20 protein-coding genes and 1 riboswitch are annotated in these 20,792 nt (G+C 42.3%); of the genes, 14 read left to right on the forward strand and 6 right to left on the reverse strand.

The annotated features are described in order from the left end of the window. The first annotated feature begins 42 nt into the window (after positions 1–42). Positions 43–561, forward strand: a complete 519-nt coding sequence (locus ACQCV8_RS12495; RefSeq protein ID WP_426844973.1) for a D-glycero-alpha-D-manno-heptose-1,7-bisphosphate 7-phosphatase — start codon at positions 43–45, stop codon at positions 559–561. On the opposite strand, the gene ACQCV8_RS12500 is transcribed toward ACQCV8_RS12495, so the two are convergent. Next, a complete protein-coding gene (locus ACQCV8_RS12500; RefSeq protein WP_426844974.1) occupies positions 558–1,421 on the reverse strand; it encodes a Ku protein in 864 nt (287 codons plus the stop codon). The genes ACQCV8_RS12495 and ACQCV8_RS12500 overlap by 4 nt on opposite strands. Positions 1,422–1,519: 98 nt before the next feature. Here ACQCV8_RS12500 and ACQCV8_RS12505 point away from each other — a divergent pair, with 98 nt between their 5' ends. Further along, positions 1,520–2,587, forward strand: a complete 1,068-nt coding sequence (locus tag ACQCV8_RS12505; RefSeq protein ID WP_426844975.1) for an SDR family oxidoreductase — start codon at positions 1,520–1,522, stop codon at positions 2,585–2,587. Further along, positions 2,580–4,106, forward strand: a complete 1,527-nt coding sequence (locus ACQCV8_RS12510) for an aldehyde dehydrogenase family protein (protein WP_426844976.1) — start codon at positions 2,580–2,582, stop codon at positions 4,104–4,106. The genes ACQCV8_RS12505 and ACQCV8_RS12510 overlap by 8 nt, the downstream gene beginning before the upstream one ends. A gap of 123 nt (positions 4,107–4,229) precedes the next feature. Here ACQCV8_RS12510 and ACQCV8_RS12515 read toward each other — a convergent pair whose 3' ends face one another. Further along, positions 4,230–5,009 (reverse strand): undecaprenyl-diphosphate phosphatase, encoded by a 780-nt coding sequence (locus tag ACQCV8_RS12515; RefSeq protein ID WP_426844977.1) that lies wholly within the window; start codon positions 5,007–5,009, stop codon positions 4,230–4,232. Positions 5,010–5,153: 144 nt separating this feature from the next. After that, positions 5,154–5,268: riboswitch (yybP-ykoY riboswitch) on the forward strand. Positions 5,269–5,355: 87 nt separating this feature from the next. On the opposite strand from ACQCV8_RS12515, the gene ACQCV8_RS12520 reads away from it, so the two are divergent. The 3 genes from ACQCV8_RS12520 to ACQCV8_RS12530 all read left to right on the forward strand — a co-directional run bounded on the left by ACQCV8_RS12520 (position 5,356) and on the right by ACQCV8_RS12530 (position 8,765). Further along, entirely contained in the window at positions 5,356–6,153 is a 798-nt protein-coding gene (locus tag ACQCV8_RS12520; protein WP_426844978.1) for a TerC family protein, read from the forward strand. A gap of 516 nt (positions 6,154–6,669) precedes the next feature. Next, a complete protein-coding gene (gene sigI, locus ACQCV8_RS12525; RefSeq protein ID WP_426844979.1) occupies positions 6,670–7,425 on the forward strand; it encodes an RNA polymerase sigma factor SigI in 756 nt (251 codons plus the stop codon). Next, positions 7,422–8,765, forward strand: a complete 1,344-nt coding sequence (locus ACQCV8_RS12530; protein ID WP_426844980.1) for an anti-sigma-I factor RsgI family protein — start codon at positions 7,422–7,424, stop codon at positions 8,763–8,765. The genes sigI and ACQCV8_RS12530 overlap by 4 nt, the downstream gene beginning before the upstream one ends. A 119-nt stretch (positions 8,766–8,884) precedes the next feature. On the opposite strand, the gene ACQCV8_RS12535 is transcribed toward ACQCV8_RS12530, so the two are convergent. Beyond that, the gene (locus ACQCV8_RS12535; RefSeq protein WP_426844981.1) at positions 8,885–9,079 is read right to left on the reverse strand and encodes a small, acid-soluble spore protein, alpha/beta type; all 195 of its coding nucleotides are present in this window, start codon (positions 9,077–9,079) and stop codon (positions 8,885–8,887) included. Between the two features lie 150 nt (positions 9,080–9,229). Here ACQCV8_RS12535 and ACQCV8_RS12540 point away from each other — a divergent pair, with 150 nt between their 5' ends. Next, positions 9,230–10,438: an NAD(P)/FAD-dependent oxidoreductase gene (locus tag ACQCV8_RS12540; RefSeq protein ID WP_426844982.1), complete on the forward strand. Its 1,209-nt coding sequence runs from the start codon at positions 9,230–9,232 to the stop codon at positions 10,436–10,438. On the opposite strand, the gene ACQCV8_RS12545 is transcribed toward ACQCV8_RS12540, so the two are convergent. Further along, positions 10,435–11,124: a DUF1836 domain-containing protein gene (locus ACQCV8_RS12545; protein WP_426844983.1), complete on the reverse strand. Its 690-nt coding sequence runs from the start codon at positions 11,122–11,124 to the stop codon at positions 10,435–10,437. The two genes, ACQCV8_RS12540 and ACQCV8_RS12545, sit on opposite strands and share 4 nt — an antisense overlap. Before the next feature lie 129 nt (positions 11,125–11,253). Here ACQCV8_RS12545 and htpX point away from each other — a divergent pair, with 129 nt between their 5' ends. From htpX to ACQCV8_RS12570, 5 genes are all read left to right on the forward strand, one after another. Continuing rightward, positions 11,254–12,132: a protease HtpX gene (gene htpX / locus ACQCV8_RS12550; RefSeq protein ID WP_426844984.1), complete on the forward strand. Its 879-nt coding sequence runs from the start codon at positions 11,254–11,256 to the stop codon at positions 12,130–12,132. Between the two features lie 311 nt (positions 12,133–12,443). Beyond that, positions 12,444–13,826 carry a TrkH family potassium uptake protein gene (locus tag ACQCV8_RS12555; RefSeq protein WP_426845110.1) on the forward strand — a complete coding sequence of 461 codons (1,383 nt, stop codon included), beginning with the start codon at positions 12,444–12,446 and terminating at the stop codon, positions 13,824–13,826. A 147-nt stretch (positions 13,827–13,973) separates the two neighbouring features. Next, the gene (locus ACQCV8_RS12560; protein WP_426844985.1) at positions 13,974–14,114 is read left to right on the forward strand and encodes a hypothetical protein; all 141 of its coding nucleotides are present in this window, start codon (positions 13,974–13,976) and stop codon (positions 14,112–14,114) included. Positions 14,115–14,201: 87 nt separating this feature from the next. Continuing rightward, positions 14,202–14,369, forward strand: coding sequence for a hypothetical protein (locus ACQCV8_RS12565; RefSeq protein WP_426845119.1), 168 nt, complete (start codon positions 14,202–14,204; stop codon positions 14,367–14,369). Next, a complete protein-coding gene (locus tag ACQCV8_RS12570; protein ID WP_426844986.1) occupies positions 14,366–14,524 on the forward strand; it encodes a hypothetical protein in 159 nt (52 codons plus the stop codon). Before ACQCV8_RS12565 ends, ACQCV8_RS12570 begins: the two co-directional genes overlap by 4 nt. Positions 14,525–14,665: 141 nt before the next feature. Here the strand turns inward: ACQCV8_RS12570 and ACQCV8_RS12575 are convergent, their stop codons facing one another. Both ACQCV8_RS12575 and ACQCV8_RS12580 read right to left on the reverse strand, forming a co-directional pair. Further along, on the reverse strand, positions 14,666–16,435 hold the full coding sequence (locus ACQCV8_RS12575) for a B12-binding domain-containing radical SAM protein (RefSeq protein WP_426844987.1): 1,770 nt from the start codon (positions 16,433–16,435) through the stop codon (positions 14,666–14,668). A gap of 129 nt (positions 16,436–16,564) precedes the next feature. Next, positions 16,565–17,572 (reverse strand): acyltransferase family protein, encoded by a 1,008-nt coding sequence (locus ACQCV8_RS12580; RefSeq protein WP_426844988.1) that lies wholly within the window; start codon positions 17,570–17,572, stop codon positions 16,565–16,567. 375 nt (positions 17,573–17,947) lie between these two features. Here ACQCV8_RS12580 and ACQCV8_RS12585 point away from each other — a divergent pair, with 375 nt between their 5' ends. Continuing rightward, the gene (locus ACQCV8_RS12585; RefSeq protein ID WP_426844989.1) at positions 17,948–20,155 is read left to right on the forward strand and encodes a PAS domain S-box protein; all 2,208 of its coding nucleotides are present in this window, start codon (positions 17,948–17,950) and stop codon (positions 20,153–20,155) included. Beyond that, positions 20,156–20,638: a methylated-DNA--[protein]-cysteine S-methyltransferase gene (locus ACQCV8_RS12590; RefSeq protein ID WP_426844990.1), complete on the forward strand. Its 483-nt coding sequence runs from the start codon at positions 20,156–20,158 to the stop codon at positions 20,636–20,638. It abuts the gene before it with no gap. Positions 20,639–20,792: the final 154 nt, after the last annotated feature.

The following is a 20,792-nucleotide window of genomic DNA, read 5'->3' on the forward strand; positions in this document are numbered from 1 at the left end:
GTTGTGGAATGCAGAAAAGCTTAAAAAGGAGCCGTGCTTGCTATGGAAAAAGCTGTATTTCTTGACCGTGATGGAGTAATCAATGAAGTTCTGACCCGGCGTGTTAAATTTGTGAATCGGCCGGATCAGTTCTATTTGCTTGATAAAGTGGGTGAGGCAGTTAAACTGCTGAATGACAAAGGTTTCCTGGTATTTGTCGTAACTAATCAAGGCGGAGTTGGTCTTGGATACATGTCAGAGCATGCTCTTCAGGAAGTGCATAAAGAAATGACTAAGCAGATTGCTGAGAAAGGGGGAGTCATTCACGAAACAATTAGCTGCACTCATACTCCAGGGAGCGGCTGCAGTTGCCGAAAACCTGAGCCGGGAATGATTCTTATGCTTGCTCTTAAACACAATGTAGACTTATCCCGTTCTTACATGATTGGTGACCGGGAGGCTGATATCGCTGCAGGCCGCAGTGCAGGAACCACCGTTTTGTATATTGGTGATCAGCCAGATCTTGGGGATGCTCAGTTTGCTTCATTGTGGGAGGCTTCTCATTGGATTGCAGAACGTTAAGCCTTCTTTCTTGCCGTCCGTTTCTTTTTCCCTGCTGTTCCGTTCTCTTTTTTTTCAGGCTCCGCTTCCTTTGCTTTTGGGGGTCTCGGCTTCGATTTTTCAATGCTGGCCTGAAGCTGGCTCATTAGGTCAACAACATTTTCCCGGGAATCATCTTCCGGAATGGCTGTCCCTTCATTTTGCTCTATTTTGCTTTTTATTAGCTTAAGCATCGACTCTCTATAATCATCTTTGTATTGCTCAGGATCGAATTCAGCCGTCAGCTGATCAATAAGCAGCATAGCCGTATCGAGTTCTTTTTTCTGAATATCCGTTTTTTCGGGGACTGAAGGCACCTCTGAAGCTGAACGAACTTCATCCGGATAGTGAATGGTTTCCATTACTAAGCAATTTTTATAAACACGGACAACCGCCATTTGCTGCTTAGACCGGATCGTCATTTCAGCCACGCCTATTTTTCCGGATTGCTGCAGGGCTTCCCGCAGTAACGCGTATGCTTTAGAACCATTTTCGCCAGGTCCTAAAAAGTAGCTGCGATTAAAATAAATGGGATCAATGTCTTCAAGCTTGACAAAATCTACGATTTCCACTGCTTTGTCCCCGTGCTCCCCCTTTATTTCCTTTAAATCATCGTCGGATAAAATGACGTACTTTCCTTTTACGTATTCATACCCTTTTACAATATCCCCGGCTTCAAGCTCCCGGTCACAGTTCGGACACTTTTTTTCATACTTAATAGGGGTATGGCACTCCTTATGAAGGCTTCGCAGTTTGACATCCTTGTCTTCCGTAGCGGCATAGAGCTTTACTGGAATATTGACTAATCCAAACCTGACAGACCCTTTCCACATTGTATGCATCCGCATCGCCTCTTCCGTAAGTAATACCGTTAGTTTGTATACGTTTCCATGGTATGATGAATAGAAAAATATGCAAATTCGGGAGGGAGTGGGAATAAATGAAGAAATGTATTATAACAGGTTTCCCGGGATTCATTGCGAGGGAAATGGTTAAAGAATCGGTCATCCAAAATCTATTTGATTTTTACTACGTACTTGTACTGCCGGAATGGAGAAAGCAAGCCGAGAAGGAGATTCTGTATTTAACTGGCGGGAAGGCTAAAGCGGTCACGGGTGATATCACGCTAAAAGGGCTTGGGATCAGCAAGGCTTTACAATCAGAAATCAGCAATGAGGTCACTCACGTTTTTCATTTAGCTGCTATTTATGATTTGGCAGTCGAACCCGAATCGGCAAAAAAGGTGAATGTAACCGGAACGGAGAATGTAGTAGAGTGGGCATGCGGCATGAAGCTGGATTGTTTTACATATTTCAGTACGGCTTACGTGTCCGGTAAGAGGGAGGGGCTGATCCTTGAGAAGGATTACTTCAGGCAGTACGGGTTTAAAAACCATTATGAATCGACCAAGTTTACGGCAGAGGAGAAAGTCCGGGAAAGGATGAATGAGCTGCCTGCAGTCATCATCCGGCCCGGAATCGTAACAGGCCATTCTCTTACAGGAGTTACCAGCAAATTTGACGGCCCTTATTATATGCTGAATATGTTCAGCAAACTGAAGTTTTTGCCTTGCATGCCCAGACTCGGTAATGGGATGGTGCCGTTTAACACGGTTCCTGTAGATTTTCTAGTAAAAACCGTCTTATACCTTTCCCATAAAAAGAATGCGGCAGGACATGTTTTCCATGTAACAGACCCTGATCCCGGTACAATAGGAGAACTGTATGAACAGTTTTTGAAAGAATTGCTCAGCATTTCCCCCGCAGGAAGCTTGCCTTTGAGGGTGGCAAAAATGGGCCTTTCTTCTAAAAGGGTTTGCTCCTGGCTGAATACGAAAAGAGAGGCACTTGATTATTTTCAGTATCATGTCCGCTACGATTGCACCAATTTACTTGCTCACCTTGAAGGCTCAAGACTCACATGCCCGAATATAAGGGAATACGCACCGGCACTCGTTCATTATTATAAAAACAAGCAATCAGCTGAGGAGGAGAAAAATTATGCTTAAAACAATCAATCCAGCCACAGGTACAGAAATGAAAGAAATTGAAGAGGTTTCGTTAAGCAGTACAGCAAGAATTTATCAGCAGGCTGAACAGGCACAAAAAGATTGGCAAGGAAAATCTGTCAGCGAAAGGCTTGCCTATTTTCAATCATTAAGACTGCTAATGGCATCCAAGCTTGACCAGCTGAGCACCATCATCCATGCCGATACAGGAAAACCGAAGGCAGAAGCACTGGCTACAGATATAATGCCTGTCATTGATTATATTCAGCATATAGAAAAAACGGCAGAAGCTTCATTAAACAGGCAGAGCCAATCCACTCCCGTGCTGTTTTGGGGCAAGAAAAGTTATATAGAATACATGGCGAGGGGTACAGTGCTGATTATTTCTCCATGGAACTATCCGCTGCAGCTTTCTCTTATTCCTGTTTTAAGTGCATTGGCAGGCGGGAATGCCGTAGTTTTAAAACCTTCCGAGGTGACGCCGCTTACAGGAAGACTAATTGAACTTCTTTTCAAGGAATCCCGTTTTCCTGATCAAATTGTCCAGGTCGCCCAGGGAGGAAAAGAGCTTGGGGAGGCACTCATAAAAGAGAAGCCGGACTATATTTTCTTTACTGGATCTGTAAAGACCGGGAAAATTATTCAAGAGCAAGCGGCCCGGGATCTGATCCCGACAACGCTTGAGCTTGGCGGCAAGGATCCTATGATTGTATTTGAGGATGCTAATTTGGAACGGGCAGCAAAAGCGGCGGTCTGGGGAGCTTTTACGAACAGCGGGCAGGTATGTATGAGTACGGAAAGGGTGTATGTGCAGCGCTCTGTGTATCAAACCTTTGTCCGGAAAGTACAGGAGCTGACGATGAACCTGAAACAAGGAACGTCGATTCATGATGATCTTGGTTCAATGACGTTTCCCAAGCAAATTCAGATTGTCAAAGAACAGGTTGAAGATGCGCTGAATAAAGGAGCGGTACTTGCTGCAGGCGATGCACCGGAAAATTGGGATAATGATTCCATGTTCATAAAACCGATGGTTCTCCTTAACGTAAATCAAGAGATGGACATCATGAAGGAGGAAACGTTTGGCCCTGTGATGCCAATCATGCCTTTTGACAGAGAAGAGGAAGCTATAGAGCTTGCGAACGGTACCAGCTATGGACTCAACGCAAGTGTTTGGTCGGGGGATATGGAAAAGGCTGAACGGGTCGTAGCAAGCCTGGTGACTGGGAATGCCGCAATAAACGATGTCATGCTGACGGTGATGAACCCGAATCTTCCTTTTGGAGGGGCAAAAAACAGTGGAATCGGCCGCTACCATGGTGAGCAAGGTCTCCGAATCTTTTGCCATGAGAAATCTGTCATGACAGATAGCGGGAAACGGAACACCGAGATTCAATGGTTTCCATACAAGGGCAAATACAAACCATTCAAAACCCTTTTTCAAACAATGTTTGGCCGGAATAAAAACTGGAAAGCAGCCGGGCAGGCATATAGGGAAATCATGAAGGCTTCGAAATAAAGGGATGGATTCGGAGGAAACCCAGTGAAGAGCAGCTAATTATCAATCCGAGAATACCCGGCTGCATGAGTATTCTCGGGTTTTTCTGTTTAAAGCGTGAAGTCCAGTTTGAAATGCGTGTCACTAAAAGACTCCAAAACCTTGAAGAAGCAGTATGCCTCCGCCTAAAATGAACACATAGAAGGCAAACCATCGAAGTGAATGCTTTTTTACAAAACTAATCACAAAAGCGACGGCTAAATATCCAAAAAAAGCAGCAGATAAGGTAGCGAGAAGCATCGCAGGAAAGCCGATGGCAGGGCCTGTATACCCGGATAGATCCTTCAGCTGAAATAATAAAGCACCGAAAACGGCCGGGATGGAAAGCAAAAATGAAAAGTAAGCAGCTGTTTCCTTTTCGATCCCCCTCATCAGAGCTCCAGCGATTGTGAGGCCGGACCGGGATATGGCGGGGAAAATGGCAAGTGCCTGAAAGGAGCCGATCCAAAAAGCATCTGCCAGTGTTAAATTTTCAAGCCCGCGTGCTCCTTTTTTCACCTTGTCTGCAAATAACAGAAAAAGCCCGGTAAATAAAAACTCCCAGCCAATCGTCACACCTGTTCTGGAAATTTCATCAAAAAAGCTGCTGAACAGCAGTCCTGCTATAACTGCAGGAACCGTTCCGGCAGCTAAAAGCCATACAAGCCGGCTAAAAGGTTTTTTTATAAGGCGCCATAGCAGGTCCTTGTAAAAAACAAGTAATGCGATAAGTGTACCGATGTGAAGCATCGTATCCAAAAAGAGGCCGGCTTCCTGCAGGCCAAAAAGGTTTCTGAAGATGTACAGGTGGCCCGTACTGCTGATCGGCAGGAACTCTGTGAGCCCCTGAATCAGCCCGAGTATTGCGGCTTCAAGCCAGTTCATGAACAAAAGCATCCTTTCATTATCAGACGTTCTTACTCATTTTATGTACGAGCCTGCAAGGTTTAGAACAATACCTGCCTTTTTGCCTTTCCATTGACAAGTCTTTAAAACTTCGTTACTATGAAGGTAACAAATTAATATTCTCTCTCAGTCAAAGGGGAGTAGCAGCTCAGATCTTAAAATCTGAGAGCAAAGTCGTCATTTCATGGATTTCTATCCATCGGCTTTGTTGACATGAACGGTTATCTTAAACATGTTCCGCAAGACCTTTGCCCATTAGCGGCAAAGGTCTTTTTTGCGCCGCTAATGGGACGGAAAGAGAAAACCCATTAGGAGGAAGAAAAATATGGATGCTTCATTGTTTTTAGAGTATGGATGGGTGCTGCTGATCCTGATTGTTCTGGAAGGAATACTGGCAGCAGACAATGCACTCGTTATGGCAGTTATGGTTAAGCATTTACCGGAAGAGCAGCGGAAAAAGGCACTGTTCTATGGACTTGCCGGAGCCGTGGTCTTAAGGTTTGGGGCACTGTTTGCGATCTCATTCCTCGTAAATGTGTGGCAGGTGCAGGCTATAGGAGCTTTATATCTTCTATATATCTCCATCAGCCACTTAGTAAAACGCCATGTAATGAAAAAGGACGAAAATGAGGAAAGCAAGCCTAAAAAGCAATCTGGATTTTGGGGGACTGTTCTTAAGGTCGAGCTTGCGGATCTTGCCTTTGCTGTTGATTCCATCCTCGCTGCGGTAGCATTAGCCGTAACCCTCTCCCCTACAAATCTGCCTGAAATTGGCGGACTTGACGGCGGACAGTTTATTATCATACTTGCAGGCGGAATCATCGGTGTCATCATAATGAGATTTGCCGCAAATGCATTTGTTACGCTGCTGAAAAAGCGCCCGAATCTTGAATCTGCAGCATTTATGATTGTAGGCTGGGTAGGAGTCAAGCTTGGATTGTATACACTTGCTCATCCTGAAATAGATTTCATTTCAAAGCATTTTATTGAATCGCCGCTATGGAAAGGGATTTTCTGGACCGTCCTTGCCCTGATAGGAATCGGTGGCTGGTTCCTTTCAAAAGAATCAGACCCCGCTGCTGATGAAGAATCAGCATCATATAAAAAAGCGGAAAACGGATAATGTAAAAAAGCTTGCTGATCATCAGCAAGCTTTTTTTATTACATTTTTGTTACGCAATGCCAATTACGCATTGGTCACTCCTTTCTTAAAATGACGGCTGGGTTTAGTTCTTTTTGCTTATTATAAAAACTTTTCCATACACTCCCCTCAAATTGAAAAACGGATGCGAATCGTTTATTAGGAGGTGAAGGGTAAGCTTGATGGAGGAAGCAGTTCAATAGACTTGGTTCTTTCTTCCTTAAGTAAGTAAGGGGAATATCGTGATGGTCTATGTAACAATGTGTCATTAGCGTTACATTTAAGTAACAAAAACCAGTTTAACCCCGTAAATAAGGGTTTTTATAAGGGGAAATGATAAAAATAACGAAAAACACTCTTTTATATCGGTGTTTTCACCTGTGAAAAAGGGCTGAAATCAGCATTGGTGCTGGTTATATAGATAATTCCAAATTTCTTCCTTTGCGCTCTAATCATAATTTAGCTATGATAAACGCAGTATGATCGGGAGAAACTGAGGTGAATCCGTTGCTCAGCCTTTTATTTAAATTTGGCAGGAAAAAGCATACATTAGAAGACAGTGTTTTCAAAATTCAGGGCGGAGACCTGGATTTACAAAATAAATTAATAGACCAATATAAACCTTTTATTGCAAAAACCGTTTCATCAGTGTGCAAAAGATATATAGATGAAACAGATGATGAATTCAGTATTGGATTAATTGCTTTTAATGAAGCGATAGAAAAGTATTCAACAGAGCGGGGAAATTCTCTTCTCGCATTTGCAGAATTGATTATAAAAAGAAAAGTAATCGACTACATTCGAAAAGAAGCCCGGAATGCGCAAACCGTCAATATGGATCTTCAGGAGCATGAAGAAGGAGAAGCCTCCCAGAGTAAGATCGAAGCAGATCTGTCCATTGGGGAGTATCAGAAAATAGTCGAGCAAGAGCACCGAAAAGAAGAAATCCTGCACCTTCAGACTGTCTTAAAAGAGTTTCACTTAACGATTGCGGATTTGATAGATCATTCGCCAAAGCATAAAGATGCAAGACAAAATGCCATTCAAGTGGCCAAAACCCTTGTAGAGCATGAGGAATTGGTTAAAATTTTGTTCCAAAAAAAACAGCTCCCGGTCAAACAGCTTGAAAAGCTTGTTTCAGTCAGCCGAAAAACGGTTGAGCGGAATCGGAAATATATCATTGCCATGGCCGTTATAATGACAGGGGATTATCTCTATCTGAAGGATTACATTAAAGGAGTGCTTGAAGCATGAAACAAGGGGTCATCATCGATCTTACGGACAGTTATGCCATTGTCCTCACTGCAGACGGGCACTTTGTCAAAACCCTGGATGTGAAAAGCCACTATCAAATCGGAGAAGAAATTTCATTTTCTGCTGCAGAAGCGGAGAGATCCTCTTTTCCTAAACGCACAGGACTATTGGGTTTGCAGCAATTAAGAATTGGTTTTATTACAGCTATTGCTATTATTTTAATTTTCTTCAGCCTGTATCCAGTTTTTAATTCTGACAAAGTGTACGCCTACATGACGATCGATATCAATCCCAGCTTTGAGCTGGCGATTAATGGGAATATGGAGGTTATACAGCTAGACCCTCTAAATGAAGAGGGAGAGAAGCTGCTTTCTTCGTTCCCTGACTGGAGCAAAAAACGCTTTCAGTCAGTAATCGATAGCATTATTTCTCAAAGCCAATCGATGGGATATGTAAAAAACGGAAAAAACATTTTAATTACGACAGTAATTGATCACCAAGATGATCATTTTAGAAAAATTCTGCTGAATCAAGTGCAGTCTGTAAAAAATTCTTATGTTAAAAACAAGCTCTCAATTGAGACGCTGCAGTCTGATATGATGACTCGAAATAAAGCATTAGCTGAAGGAATCTCGACAGGCGCGTATATTAAAAATCAAAAGGCAACTGATGAACCTGACAATAATCAGGAGCAGAAGGAACCGGAAAGAAAAAATGAGCCTGCCCCAAAACCCGATTCCCCTGAAAAACCAGCCTCAGAGAAAAATAACACCAACAGTCATACAGAAGATGGGGAAAGACCATGTGTGGAACCTTCCTGTAAAAAAGAGCCACAGCCAAAAAAGGATACCAATAAACCAAAGCCTGATCCGGATGCTGTTAAAGAGATGGAAAAGAAGGCCAAACAGCCTCCGTCTGTCCCGCCAAAGCGGGAAGCCGCTCCTGAACATCCTGAATCAGATGCCCGCAAAAAAAACGAAAAGAAACAGCAAAAAGATGATAAAAAGAAGGTGTATCCGCCTCAAGAAGATGACCTGAAATCAAGGAATGAGGACTCAGAATCGGATGACGAAAGAGAATCAGACGATGAGGATTCAGATGACAAAAGAGAAGATGGAAGAGAATCGGATGATGACGAGGATGACGGATCAAATGATTCAAGATCTGAAAACAAGCGGGATTCATCTGGAAAAGAGAAAAACAAACAGGTTGCACAGTCCGTGCACTATGTTAGTGGAGAAAAAATCAGGATACAATATCAAATGAGGAAAGAGCTTGAGGAGGATCGGGGCTATTACAGGCAGGTGATAAGAAACCAGGAAAAGCAAAAAGAGAACTAAAAAAAGAGCCTTCTTAAGGTGACTCAAAATTGACGTCCCCTTGTTTATCAGCCACACACTTTTCTCATGCATAACTTACATACATAGCGCCGGGCATATTCGCACGGCGCATTTCCACATTATTCAGTTTTTCCGTGATTGCTTTGCTGAGCCTGTGTAATCAGACGTTTAGTCATCTCGCCGCCTACTGAGCCATTGGAACGGGAAGTTGTGTCTTTTCCAAGACTCACTCCAAACTCCTGAGCTACCTCCATTTTGAACTGATTAAGAGCTTGCTCTGCCCCAGGGACCAGCAATTTATTGGTTCTAGCCATAATTAAACCCTCCTTTCAGCTTTCCAGCTGTACTTCTATTGTCCGTCTGCCAGTTGAAACTATTCATGGAAAACAGAGGGTTTCATTCAGTTGTTTGCTTATAACAAGTCATTCATTGGTACATGCTATCGGTAAAAAGGGGATGAACCAATGAACCTTCAAAACGGAAAATTGTATTGGCCTGATACATTTCAATCACCTGCCTCCTATCCAAGTCTTGAAGAAGACATGACTGTGGATGTCCTTATTATCGGAGGAGGGGGATCTGGTGCCCAATGTGCTTATTTGCTTTCCAAGCAAGGGCTTTCGGTTGCGGTAGCTGACAAGAGGTCTTTCGGCGAAGGCAGCACATCTTCCAATACTTCCCTCATCCAATATGCAGGAGATAAAACATTTACACAATTGATTCATACTTTCGGGGAAAAAAATGCTTCGAAACATTTAAAGCTTTGTGAGACAGCAATCAGCGACATTGAGGCCATTTGTGCTGATCTGCCGATTCAAGCGGATTTCACCCGCCGGAACAGTCTTTACTATGCCAGCTGCAAAGATGATGTGAAAAAGCTCAAAGAAGAATATTCGTATCTAATAAAACACGGATTTAGTGTCGAATGGTGGGATGAAGATCTAATTGCTTCCCGTTATCCTTTCAGCAAGAAAGCCGCTCTTTATTATTTAAATGATGCGGAAATGAATCCTTTAAAATTTGTTCACGGGCTTTTTGAAGCAGCTAAGCCAGCGGCAAAATATTTTGAACAAACAAAAATTAATGGAATGAAACGAAAAGGCCAGAAGAATCACTTTTACACCGATAAAGGGAGAACCATAGCGGCGAAGTATGCCATCATTTGCGGCGGCTACGAGACGCTGGAAATGAAGAAAGAGAAAAATGCCGTTATGGAAAGCACGTATACGATCGTGACAAATGTTATGGAGGACTTTGAAGGATGGCATGAGAGAAGCCTGATTTGGGAGTCGGCCCGTCCATACATCTATTTAAGGACGACTCCGGATAACCGAATTATTGCAGGGGGCCTTGACGAAGCTACAAATATTCCTGAGGAAAGAGACGCAAAGCTTCTAAACAAAAGAGACCTGCTTATTCAGGAATTAAACAAACTGTTTCCTGATTATGATGTAAAAGCAGACTATTATTTGAGCGCTTTGTATGGGGGTACCCATGATGGGCTGCCAGTTGTCGGAATGTACGAAAACTGGCCGGATTGTTTCTTTTTGATGGGATACGGTGATAATGGAACGGTATACAGTATGGTATTGTCTAAACTGATCTGCGAACAAATCGTTACAGGCAAAAGCCAGGATCTTGGACTTTATACGCAAACGAGACCTTTTGCTTAGGATGGATCGAGAAAATGCTCCTGATACTGCCGGGCTCTGTTCAGCAAATGGGAATAAAGGACAGAGAAAACGGTTAGCACTAAAATGGGTCTTATCTGAATCCAAGAGTCTTGGGGAATGCGTGTAAAGGCTGTCCGGATGATATCTGCTTCCATTTCGATTTTTTCTTCCAAGTCCGTAGCCGGCGGAAAGTGGAACGATTCGTTAATGAGCTTGTCAAGAACTACAGCATATGCTTCATAGTAATCGACAGGGCTTATCAGATCATCTGTGCGGTCTGAAAGAGTATTAAACAGCTTATTCATCATTTTGCGGATTGTATCGAAATCATATATGGACTTTAAATCCCGGACGATCAAAAGAATGACTGCCTGATCAATCGAGTATTTTTTCCCGAGCGCCGGTTGGCCGATCAGCTCTTTAACATCACGTTTAATCCAGTTTTGAATGGAGGTTGATTTAAAGGCGGTCAGCTCACAAAGATTTCCTAAGGCCACAATATCATTTGTTGAAAGCCCTGAAGCGCTAGCTCTATTCCGATTATACCGTTTCACAAAATCCGGTATGAGACTTGATGTATGCTGGTTCCTTGTATTTAAAAAATTATCAAGTTCCATACCGTTTTGCCGGTCAAGTGCATGGAGCAAGCCTGACATTTCCAATCTGGTTAGTTTTGGTTCGTTCATCGCACACCTCTTTTGTTTATCCTAAACTTGGAAAGTTAGCATTAGATCATATTGCTTGTCATAAAATTAGGATGGGATTATAATTATTGTATAATAAGTTCATATGAACTTGAAACCATGAGGTGAAAAATGTTTAAGCGAATAGGATTATTTATATTAACCAACATTCTTGTCATTACGACCATTGGAATTGTTCTATCGGTTTTAGGCGTTGGCAATTATATAACGGCCTCTGGTGGAATCGATCTCTTAACCCTTCTTGCGTTTAGTGCCGTCGTAGGTTTTACCGGAGCACTGTTCTCACTGGCGATCTCCCGCTGGATGGCGAAAATGATGATGGGCGTTCAAGTATTAAAGCCTGATGACAATCTTTCCCCTGTAGAAAGGGATCTAGTCGAGCGTGTACACAGACTTGCCCGCACTGCGGGGATGAGAAAAATGCCGGAAGTCGGTATTTACCGTTCAAGGGAAGTTAACGCTTTTGCGACAGGCCCCTCTAAAAACCGTTCTCTTGTAGCTGTCTCTACAGGACTGCTTGAAGAAATGGATGAGAATGCTATAGATGGCGTCCTCGCCCATGAAATTGCCCATATTGTAAATGGAGACATGGTCACGATGACCCTTCTGCAGGGGGTTGTCAATACGTTTGTAGTCTTCCTCGCGAGAATTGCTGCCTGGGCTGTATCAAGATTTGTACGGGAAGAATTAGCAGGTGTTGTTCACTTTATAGCTATCCTCGTGTTCCAAATTCTTTTCTCCATCTTAGGAAGCCTTGTCGTGTTCGGATATTCCCGATATCGCGAGTATCATGCTGACCGCGGAGGAGCAGATTTTGCAGGGAAAGATAAAATGATTCATGCTCTAAGAAGCCTGCAGCAGTATTCAGAACGCACCCGGGATGAAGACAGTTCTTTAGCAACGCTTAAAATTAATAGCAAGCGCAAACGTTCTCTTTTCTCCACTCACCCTGATCTTCAGGATCGAATAGCGAGACTGGAGCAGCGCTGATCCCTCATAACAGGCCTCTCATAGAGGCTTGTTTTTTTTGTCCGGATTATCAATTAGAGTCCTTGTAAAAGAGATCATGCTGGATGGCTGTTCTTCTTCAGTCATTAAGTCAGAGATGGATGGTTTAAATGGGATAAGAGAAGGAAAATAATAATACCACCGTCCTCACGATCAGAGGATTAAAGCGGTGCGTTTTCAATTATCTCAATAGTTGGAATTTTGATCAGAAACGCATATATGACGGCATTATAAAGACATTTCATAAACGAATTGCTGAATAAGCCTTTTTTTTAGGGGAAATATTCATTAAGATAGTAAAAGCTACTAAAGTTGAAGGACGGTCTACTATGCATATTGCTGAAAGGCTGAGAAGGCAAAAGCTTTCTCCGGCCAAAATCATTGTTTCGTATTATTTTATTGCTGTTACAGCATCTATAATGCTCCTCAGCCTTCCGTTCGCAAGGAATCCAGAGGCGAAATGGACCTTTATTGACGCGCTTTTTACTTCTGTAAGCGCCGTAAGTGTAACCGGTCTGACAACCATTTCCATAAAAGACACGTTTACGACTCCCGGGATATTTATTTTAGCGTTTATTCTTCAATTCGGCGGCATTGGCATTATGACATTAAGCACATTCATCTGGCTTATTTTACGCCGGAGGATTGGGTTAAAAGAAAGACGTTTAATTATGACAGACCAAAATCAGTCCAATTTATCCGGTCTGGTCAATCTGCTTAAACAAATCTTGATCCTGATCATTGCTATAGAGGTGATAGGCGGTCTGATATTAGGCACATATATGCTGAAGTATTTCCCTTCATGGGAAGAGGCTTATTTACAGGGTTTTTTTGCATCAGTAAGCGCGACTACGAACGCAGGGTTTGATATAACGGGACAGTCTCTCATCCCTTTTGCAAAAGACTACTTTATCCAGTTTATTAACATTCTGCTGCTTACGCTCGGTGCCATTGGGTTTCCGGTATTAATTGAATTAAAAGCTTACCTGTTCCACGAGAAAAAACACCGGTTTACATTGTTTGCAAAGGTAACGACCCTAACCTTCATCGGACTCCTTCTTTTAGGAACCGTTGGCATTCTAATTCTGGAATCTCAAAGCTTTTTTAAGTACAGGCCATGGCATGAGTCATTTTTCTATGCCCTCTTTCAATCATCTACAACGAGAAGCGGCGGACTTTCAACGATGGATGTTTCCCAGTTCACAGACGCAACGCTTCTATTCATCAGCTTTCTGATGTTTATCGGTGCTTCACCGAGCTCTGTAGGCGGGGGAATCAGAACGACTACCTTTGCTCTAAACCTCCTTTTCATCTATCATTTTGCAAGAGGAACGAAATCCATTAAGCTTTTTAAGCGGGAGGTCCATCACGCGGATATTATCAAATCCATGGTTGTGACCCTTGTAGCGATTTTCATCTGTTTTGTATCCATTGTCATTCTTGCGGCTACGGAACCTTTTACACTGCTTGAAATAATATTTGAAGTGGCATCAGCCTTTGGAACGACGGGGCTTTCGCTCGGCATTACTGCGGGATTAAGCACTGGAGGAAAATGCATCATTATTCTGCTTATGTTTATAGGGAGAGTAGGGATTGTCACATTGCTGCTGATGATGAATAAAAATGAAACCGAAGCTAATTTCAAGTACCCAACCGAAAGAATTATTATCGGATAACCTGTGTGGGAAAACGCACAGGTTTTTATTTTTTGCAGCAGATCCTTCTTTTAAAGGAAGCGTGACATTGCCTCTTTCAGCAGACATCGTGCTGTTTCATAAGTTCTTATACAGAGGGAACAATGAACGGAGAAGGGAGGGAGTTTAATGGATAAACCTGCGCAATTTCCCGTAGCTGAGCTTAATGCAGAGGAGCTTAGCAAGCTTCAGAAGTTTGAGGATGATTTTCGCAATCGGACTGGAGAAAATATTGTCCTGATTGCTTATGAGCACCAGGAACGACGCTGAAAAAACTGCCAGCATGAAAAAGCGGTTCCCGAGAAAAAATAATTCTGCAGTGAGATGCTGCGTAATTTAATCATTAGGGGGATGTTTATGAAACGAAAGGCTGCGAATCATCAGGCTCTAAAGAACAATCATACTCCGACAGAAAGCATGGCTGATGCGGAATTTTCTGCAGAATTCAATCATGAAAATCCTAAGAAATATGCCAACCGCAATTCAAAAAAAGGGTTGCAGGGCAAAACGGGGACAGCCAAATGAGCAAGAAACAGCATAGCAAAGAGATGCAGAATCACAAAAAGCCAATGGATCCTCATGTACTTCAAGAAGAATTCGGAAGTGAATTTGGTGACGCCAACTCAGGAAAAATATATGATATAAAAGAACAATTGAAACGGAATTCCTGCCAGGAATAATAGCTTCAAGCAGCTCTATGGGAGATCAGCTAAGCGCGGGAGAAACTGCTTAGAATGTATACAAAAACCCCCCGGTATGCTTGTGAACACCGGGGGACTCATACCAATCATTTTTTCATTAGGACGATCCAGGCAGCCCCTTTATATGGCCCGGGTCTGATCCAGGTTCACATTCGTTGTGTAAATATGTGTTTCATTTGAATTTGAATCATAATGAATGAGCATCCAAGTCTGAGTATAGATCAAGTTCCCGTGCAGCTTGTATTCTTCAAGGTCAAAGGGAAGCTGCTCGACTATTGTGTGCTTATAGAGCTCTTTTTCTGTAAGAGGGTTCTGCTCATAGACAGAGCCAAGTCTTTGGGGCTCCTTGAGCAATTGTTTATAAAACCGGTCCCGCTCCTCTTTCGGAAGCATAGTATCCTCCCAAAGGGCTTTTCTTGGTTTATAGCGCTGGTTTTTTAAATAATCAAATGTCATAAGCGCGACAGCAGCACTTAAATGATCAGGAGCTATGGAAGTAATGAACAGACGGAGTCGTCTGAACAAATCCTCCAGCTGATGACCGATTCTGCTCCAGCCTTTTTCATCCCAAAACGTGCCGAATTGCTGAAAGAAGTCAAAAGGAGTTTCAAAAACGTGCTCCACCAGATATTCAATCGTTTGATCCATCCGGTGATCATTCCAGTATTTTTCCAGCACATCTTCAACTTGTTTAATTTTGGAGATATCATGGAAGCTCAGTACATTATTCTTTAAGATTTCATATGGAGAGTGGTCCATATAAACGTAATCATGCTGGGCCGCTCTCAGACGAAGTCCGGTGCCCCTCAGCATTTTTAAAAACCCAAGCTGGAGTTCCTCAGGCCTCATTGCGAAGACATCGTTGAATGTTTTTTTAAAGGAATGATAATCCTCTTCTGGCAGCCCGGCGATCAAATCCAAATGCTGTTCAATTTTTTGCCCTTCCTTAACCATCGTAACGGTTCGGGTAAGTTTGCTGAAATTCTGTCTTCGCATGACTAAATCGTTTGTCTCATCGTTTGTGGACTGTACTCCAATTTCAAACCGGAATAACCCTTTAGGAGCATGTTCATTCAAAAACTGTATCACTTCGGGACGCATGATATCTGCGGTGATCTCAAATTGAAAGACCGTGCCGGGTCTGTGTTCATCAATTAAGAACTGAAACATTTCCATTGCATAGCTGCGGCTTATGTTAAAGGTCCGGTCTACAAATTTAATGGTTTTCGCGCCGTGGTTCATGAGAAAACGAATGTCCTCTTTTACTTTCTCCCGATCAAAATAACGTACCCCTACTTCAATCGAGGAAAGACAGAACTGACAGCTGAACGGACAGCCTCTGCTTGTTTCTATATACGTAACACGCTTGGCAAGGCTGCCGAGATCTTCTTGAAAGCGGAAAGGGGATGGAAGCTCTTTAAGATCCACTTTGTTTCCTTGAGGCTGAATCCTGATTTTCCCGTCTTCCCTGTAGGCAACCCCTTTCACAGCATTCATCGGATGACCTTGTTCAATAGCCTGAAGAAGCTGTTTGAATGTTTGTTCTCCTTCTCCAATAACGATATAATCTGCCTGTGGAACCCGTTCCATCCACTCGAGCGTATCATAGGTGACTTCCGGACCGCCCAAAACGATGATAAGCTCCGGCCTGATTTTCTTTAGCATATTAATGACCTTGATGGTTTCTTCAATATTCCAGATATAGCAGCTAAACCCGATAACATCAGGGTTTCGATTGAATAAATCACTTACGATGTTTATAGAAGGGTCTTTAATCGTATATTCTGCCAGTTCAGCATCGTATTCCGGCTGCGCATAGGCTTTTAGGCAACGGATCGACAAGCTTGTATGAATGTATTTTGCATTTAATGTGCTAAGCACAATGTTCATGAATTTCCACCACTTTTAATAAGATTATTCTGCTTTAAAACATTACTCATTTTAACACATTCCAGCCTGCGGGAAACGTTTTTCATCTAAAAAAGGCTGATCCCGCATTACTTGGGACCAGCCAGCGTGCTATGTTTGCTGTATAGATTTAAACTTGTTTTTAAGGCGTGTGGCTTTTAATTCTACAATAGGCTCCGTTAAGGTTTTGACGAAATTCGATGACAGAATGAATGTGACGAGCACAGCGGCTGCAGCATATATCGCGATGCTTTGGTAATCGCTCAGCCATTCCTCCGCAGCGCTGTTCCGAATCCCGTTTATAATAAATCCATGCAGGAGGTATACGTAAAAGGTTCTTGTGCCCCAAGAGGTGAAGAACGCTTCCCGCTGCGGAACAATGGCCAGAAAGCTCAGTGTAGAAGCGACGGTCATCATGTAAAAGCTTGTGCGTATGAGAGCACTGGCTGCAATTTCCTCTCCAAATGCCGAGTAAGGCTTTGAACCGAAAAGCCACTCAAAATCAAACTCCAGGAAAAAATACATACTGAAGGTTAACGCAAGGAAGAGAACGGACACGGTTCTTCCTTTCACCGTGGTTAATTGATGGAAGTGCTCTCTTTTCATATAAAACCCCATAAGGAACAGCGGGAAAAATACAAAGGTTCTTCCGATGCTTAAAAAGCTGCTGTCAAAATCAGCATAACCGATTGCGATCCCAATCAGAAAGGAAGTTCCAAGAGCCGCCTTCCAATTAATCTTTGTAAAAAGGAAAAGCATCAGATTCCAGAAGAATAAGCTTAGCAAAAACCAAAGGGACCATTGCGGGTCTAAAGGGTTCAGCTCCAGCTTATCCTGTTTATGAATAAGAACATAATATACCGAATAAACTCCTTGGAAAATTAAATAGGGGATAATGAGTTTTTTGGCGATTTTTCGAACGTAGCCTTTTTTCTTGTACCCCTTGGCAAAATAGCCAGATACCAGAATAAATGCAGGCATATGAAAGGTGTAGATAAACTTATAAAGGTGAAGCATCACATCATTATTATCAATAAATGAACGGATGAGATGGCCAAATACAACAAGAATAATCAACAAGAATTTCGCGTTATCAAAGTAACTGTCTCTTGTTTTCAATGCACATCACCTGCCTGTTCTGCTAATAGTTACGGGAAATACTGTAAAGACCATTTACCCATGCCTGATTAGTGTAAAACAGAATGGCGGCATCAAACCTTAAAAATCATTCATTGTGAGAGAGATTTAATCCTGCTGTTACATAATTGAGAAATATGTAGTGTTTCCGATAAGCTCTGCTGAGATTTTCTGGTGATGCGGGAAAGCCGATGCCTGATAGAAGGTAAATCAACATTCTCACGATAAATCGCTAAGGAAAAATAACCCTTTTCGGATAAATCATGGAATATAAGTTAGAGGAATGAAGGACTATGGAATTTGCTGTAGAAATAAAACATATATGAACATGGAAGTTAAAAAGGGAGTGTACGGGGAATGAGTCAGCTGATAGAGGAGGCACAAATTGCTCGGTTAACGATTGAACTGGAACGCTTAAAAGAGGAAAATACCCAACTTAAAAAAGAATTGTCTAAGCACCAGGTCATATTTAATCAGGCACTGGACGCGATCATTATTTTTGATCAGGACATGAATTTTATAGATGCAAATGAAGCAGCCTGCTTAATGTTTAAAGAAACGAAAGATAAGCTCCTTAGAAAATCATTGTATGATTATCTTGCTTTGTTTGCTAATGAAGAAATAAAAAGACAAAGGGACGTGCTATCGGAAAAAGGTGCTTTAAAAGAGGAATTAATGATAAAGCTCGATGACGGACAGCTAAAGTTTATTGAATTTGCCGCAAAAAAGAAAGCGATCGGTGAGTTTGATTTATCGATCATGAGGGATATTTCTTCAAAGAAAATACTGGAAAGAGAAAGAACCATCAATGAGCAAATGTTTCAGGATCTTTTTCACCGGGCACTGGATGGAATTGTGATCTACGATCAATATGGCAGGCTCGTAGATGCAAACACCTCCTTTTGCGAGAGCTTCGAACTGCAGAAAAACCAGCTTTCCTCCTATAAGCTGAAGGATTTCATTGATAAGGAAAGTCAAGGGGAAATGGATCAAACCTGGTCACTTCTTTCTAAATCAGGAAAAGCGAAAGGCGACCTGCCAGTCAGGCTGAAAAGCGGCCTAAGAAAAATCTTCGAGTTTACAACTACGGCGAATATCCTCAATGGCTATTATATGTCGATCATGAGGGACATTACAGAGAAACGGGAAATGGAAGCCCAGCTTTATGAAAGCGAAGTCCGCTTCCGGGAAATTTTTGAAAACGCTATGGATGCCATCATCATATGGGATAAAAAGGGGAAAATCCAAAAAGCGAACAGATGGGCGACACGTATTTTCGAACTTCCGATGGAAGGGCTGCTGAAAAGCTCAATTACAGACTTTATTGATCAGGGAGACCCGCGTTATCATGATGCTTTTGATGAATATTTAAATACAGGATCCATCCGCCAGGAACTTAATTTCCATATGCCGAACGGACAGTACAAACAGCTGGAATTCACTTCTAAAGCCAATATTTTTAAAGGCCAGCATATTACCATTTTACGAAATGTAAGCGACAGGAACCGCATGGAGAAAGAATTGCGGCAAAGCGAGGAAAAATTCCGTAAAATTTTTAATGGAGCTATGGAGGGAATCATCCTTTTTGACAGCCATTTTTCCATCATGGCTGCCAATCCAGTATCAGCCAAAATTTTTGAGATGAATCATGAGGCAATTGAGAAATGCAACCTGTATACGTTATTGTTTCCAAATCAGACTAAAGCTCCTTCCGATTTTTTTGCTGAGCTTCAAAAAGAAGAGGAGGGCACAAATGAAATCTGCCTGCAATCCAAACAAGGGCATACAAAAATCCTTGATTTTTCATTAAAGCTGAATTTAAATGAAAATATGCATTTGGCCATATTCAGGGATGTAACTGAAAGAAAGGAACTCGAAGAGCGGCTTAGAAAATCAGATACGTTAAATGTTGTCGGGGAGCTTGCAGCAGGAATTGCCCATGAAATCCGAAATCCGATGACAGCGCTGAAAGGATTCATCCAGCTTTTGGAAAGCGGTGTGAAAGAGGACTTTGGCATGTATTTTCATGTGATAAAATCCGAACTGGACCGAATTGAAAGCATCATTACCGAGTTTCTAGTGCTGGCTAAACCGCAGGCTGTGCATTTTGAACAAAACAGCATTGTGAAAATTATGAAGGAGACAATGGAACTTTTAAACGCACAAGCCATTTTTTCCAATGTTCAGCTGGAGCTGACAGCAGAAGGCGAGATCCCATCCATATTCTGCGAGCCCAATCAAATGAAGCAGGTCTTTATTAATATTTTAAAAAATGCGATTGAAGTGATGCCAAACGGTGGAAAGGTACGGACTAAGCTGAAAATGCCGGACCCCGATCACTTAATCATATCCATTGAGGATGAAGGGAACGGAATTCCTGAAGACAAGCTAAGAAAATTAGGAGAGCCATTTTACACAACAAAAGACCGCGGGACAGGTCTTGGTCTTATGGTAAGCTTTAAGATAATCGAGGAACACCGGGGCAAGGTAGAAGTGGAAAGTTATGTAGGAAAAGGTACTACCTTTTATATTACTCTTCCTGCAGGAAAAAAAGAGGTGGAATAAGTGATAGGATTCGCTCAGGTTTATACATCTATAGGAAAGATAACGATTGTATCGGACGGGACTGATATTTTGGAGGTTTTGCTTCCAGGCTCTGATTTATCCCGTTTGCCATGTGAAGAGGCTGATTTTCCTGTGTTAGAGAAAGCTAAAACCCAGATGAAAGAATATTTTGAAGGCCGGCGGACTGAATTTGATCTGCCATTTAAATCCGAAGGGACTCCCTTTCAAATGCGTGTGTGGGAAGCATTAAAATTGATTCCATACGGAAGTTCCCTAAGCTATTCCCAAATTGCTGAAAAAGCTGGAAGCCCAAAAGCAGTTCGCGCCGTCGGACAGGCCAATAAGAACAATAAACTCCCGATTATCGTCCCGTGTCACCGGGTAATAGGAAAAAATAAATCTCTCACCGGTTATGCAGGGTCGAAAACAGACTTAAAAGCTGCGTTACTGGAGCTCGAAAAAACAGAATACAAAAAGGCATAATACAAAACACCGGATGACTAATCCGGTGTTTTGTATTGGAATGCTGGTTACCGGCTGCCAATTCCCGTTTTACCCGTGCATTGGCGCTTTGATTCACGCTGCCGGAAACTTGTCACAAATATGGAGCCGTGACATAGTATTTAACAAGGGTAAA

Source organism: Metabacillus sp. 84, from assembly GCF_050107715.1.
Lineage (GTDB): Bacteria > Bacillota > Bacilli > Bacillales > Bacillaceae > Metabacillus_B.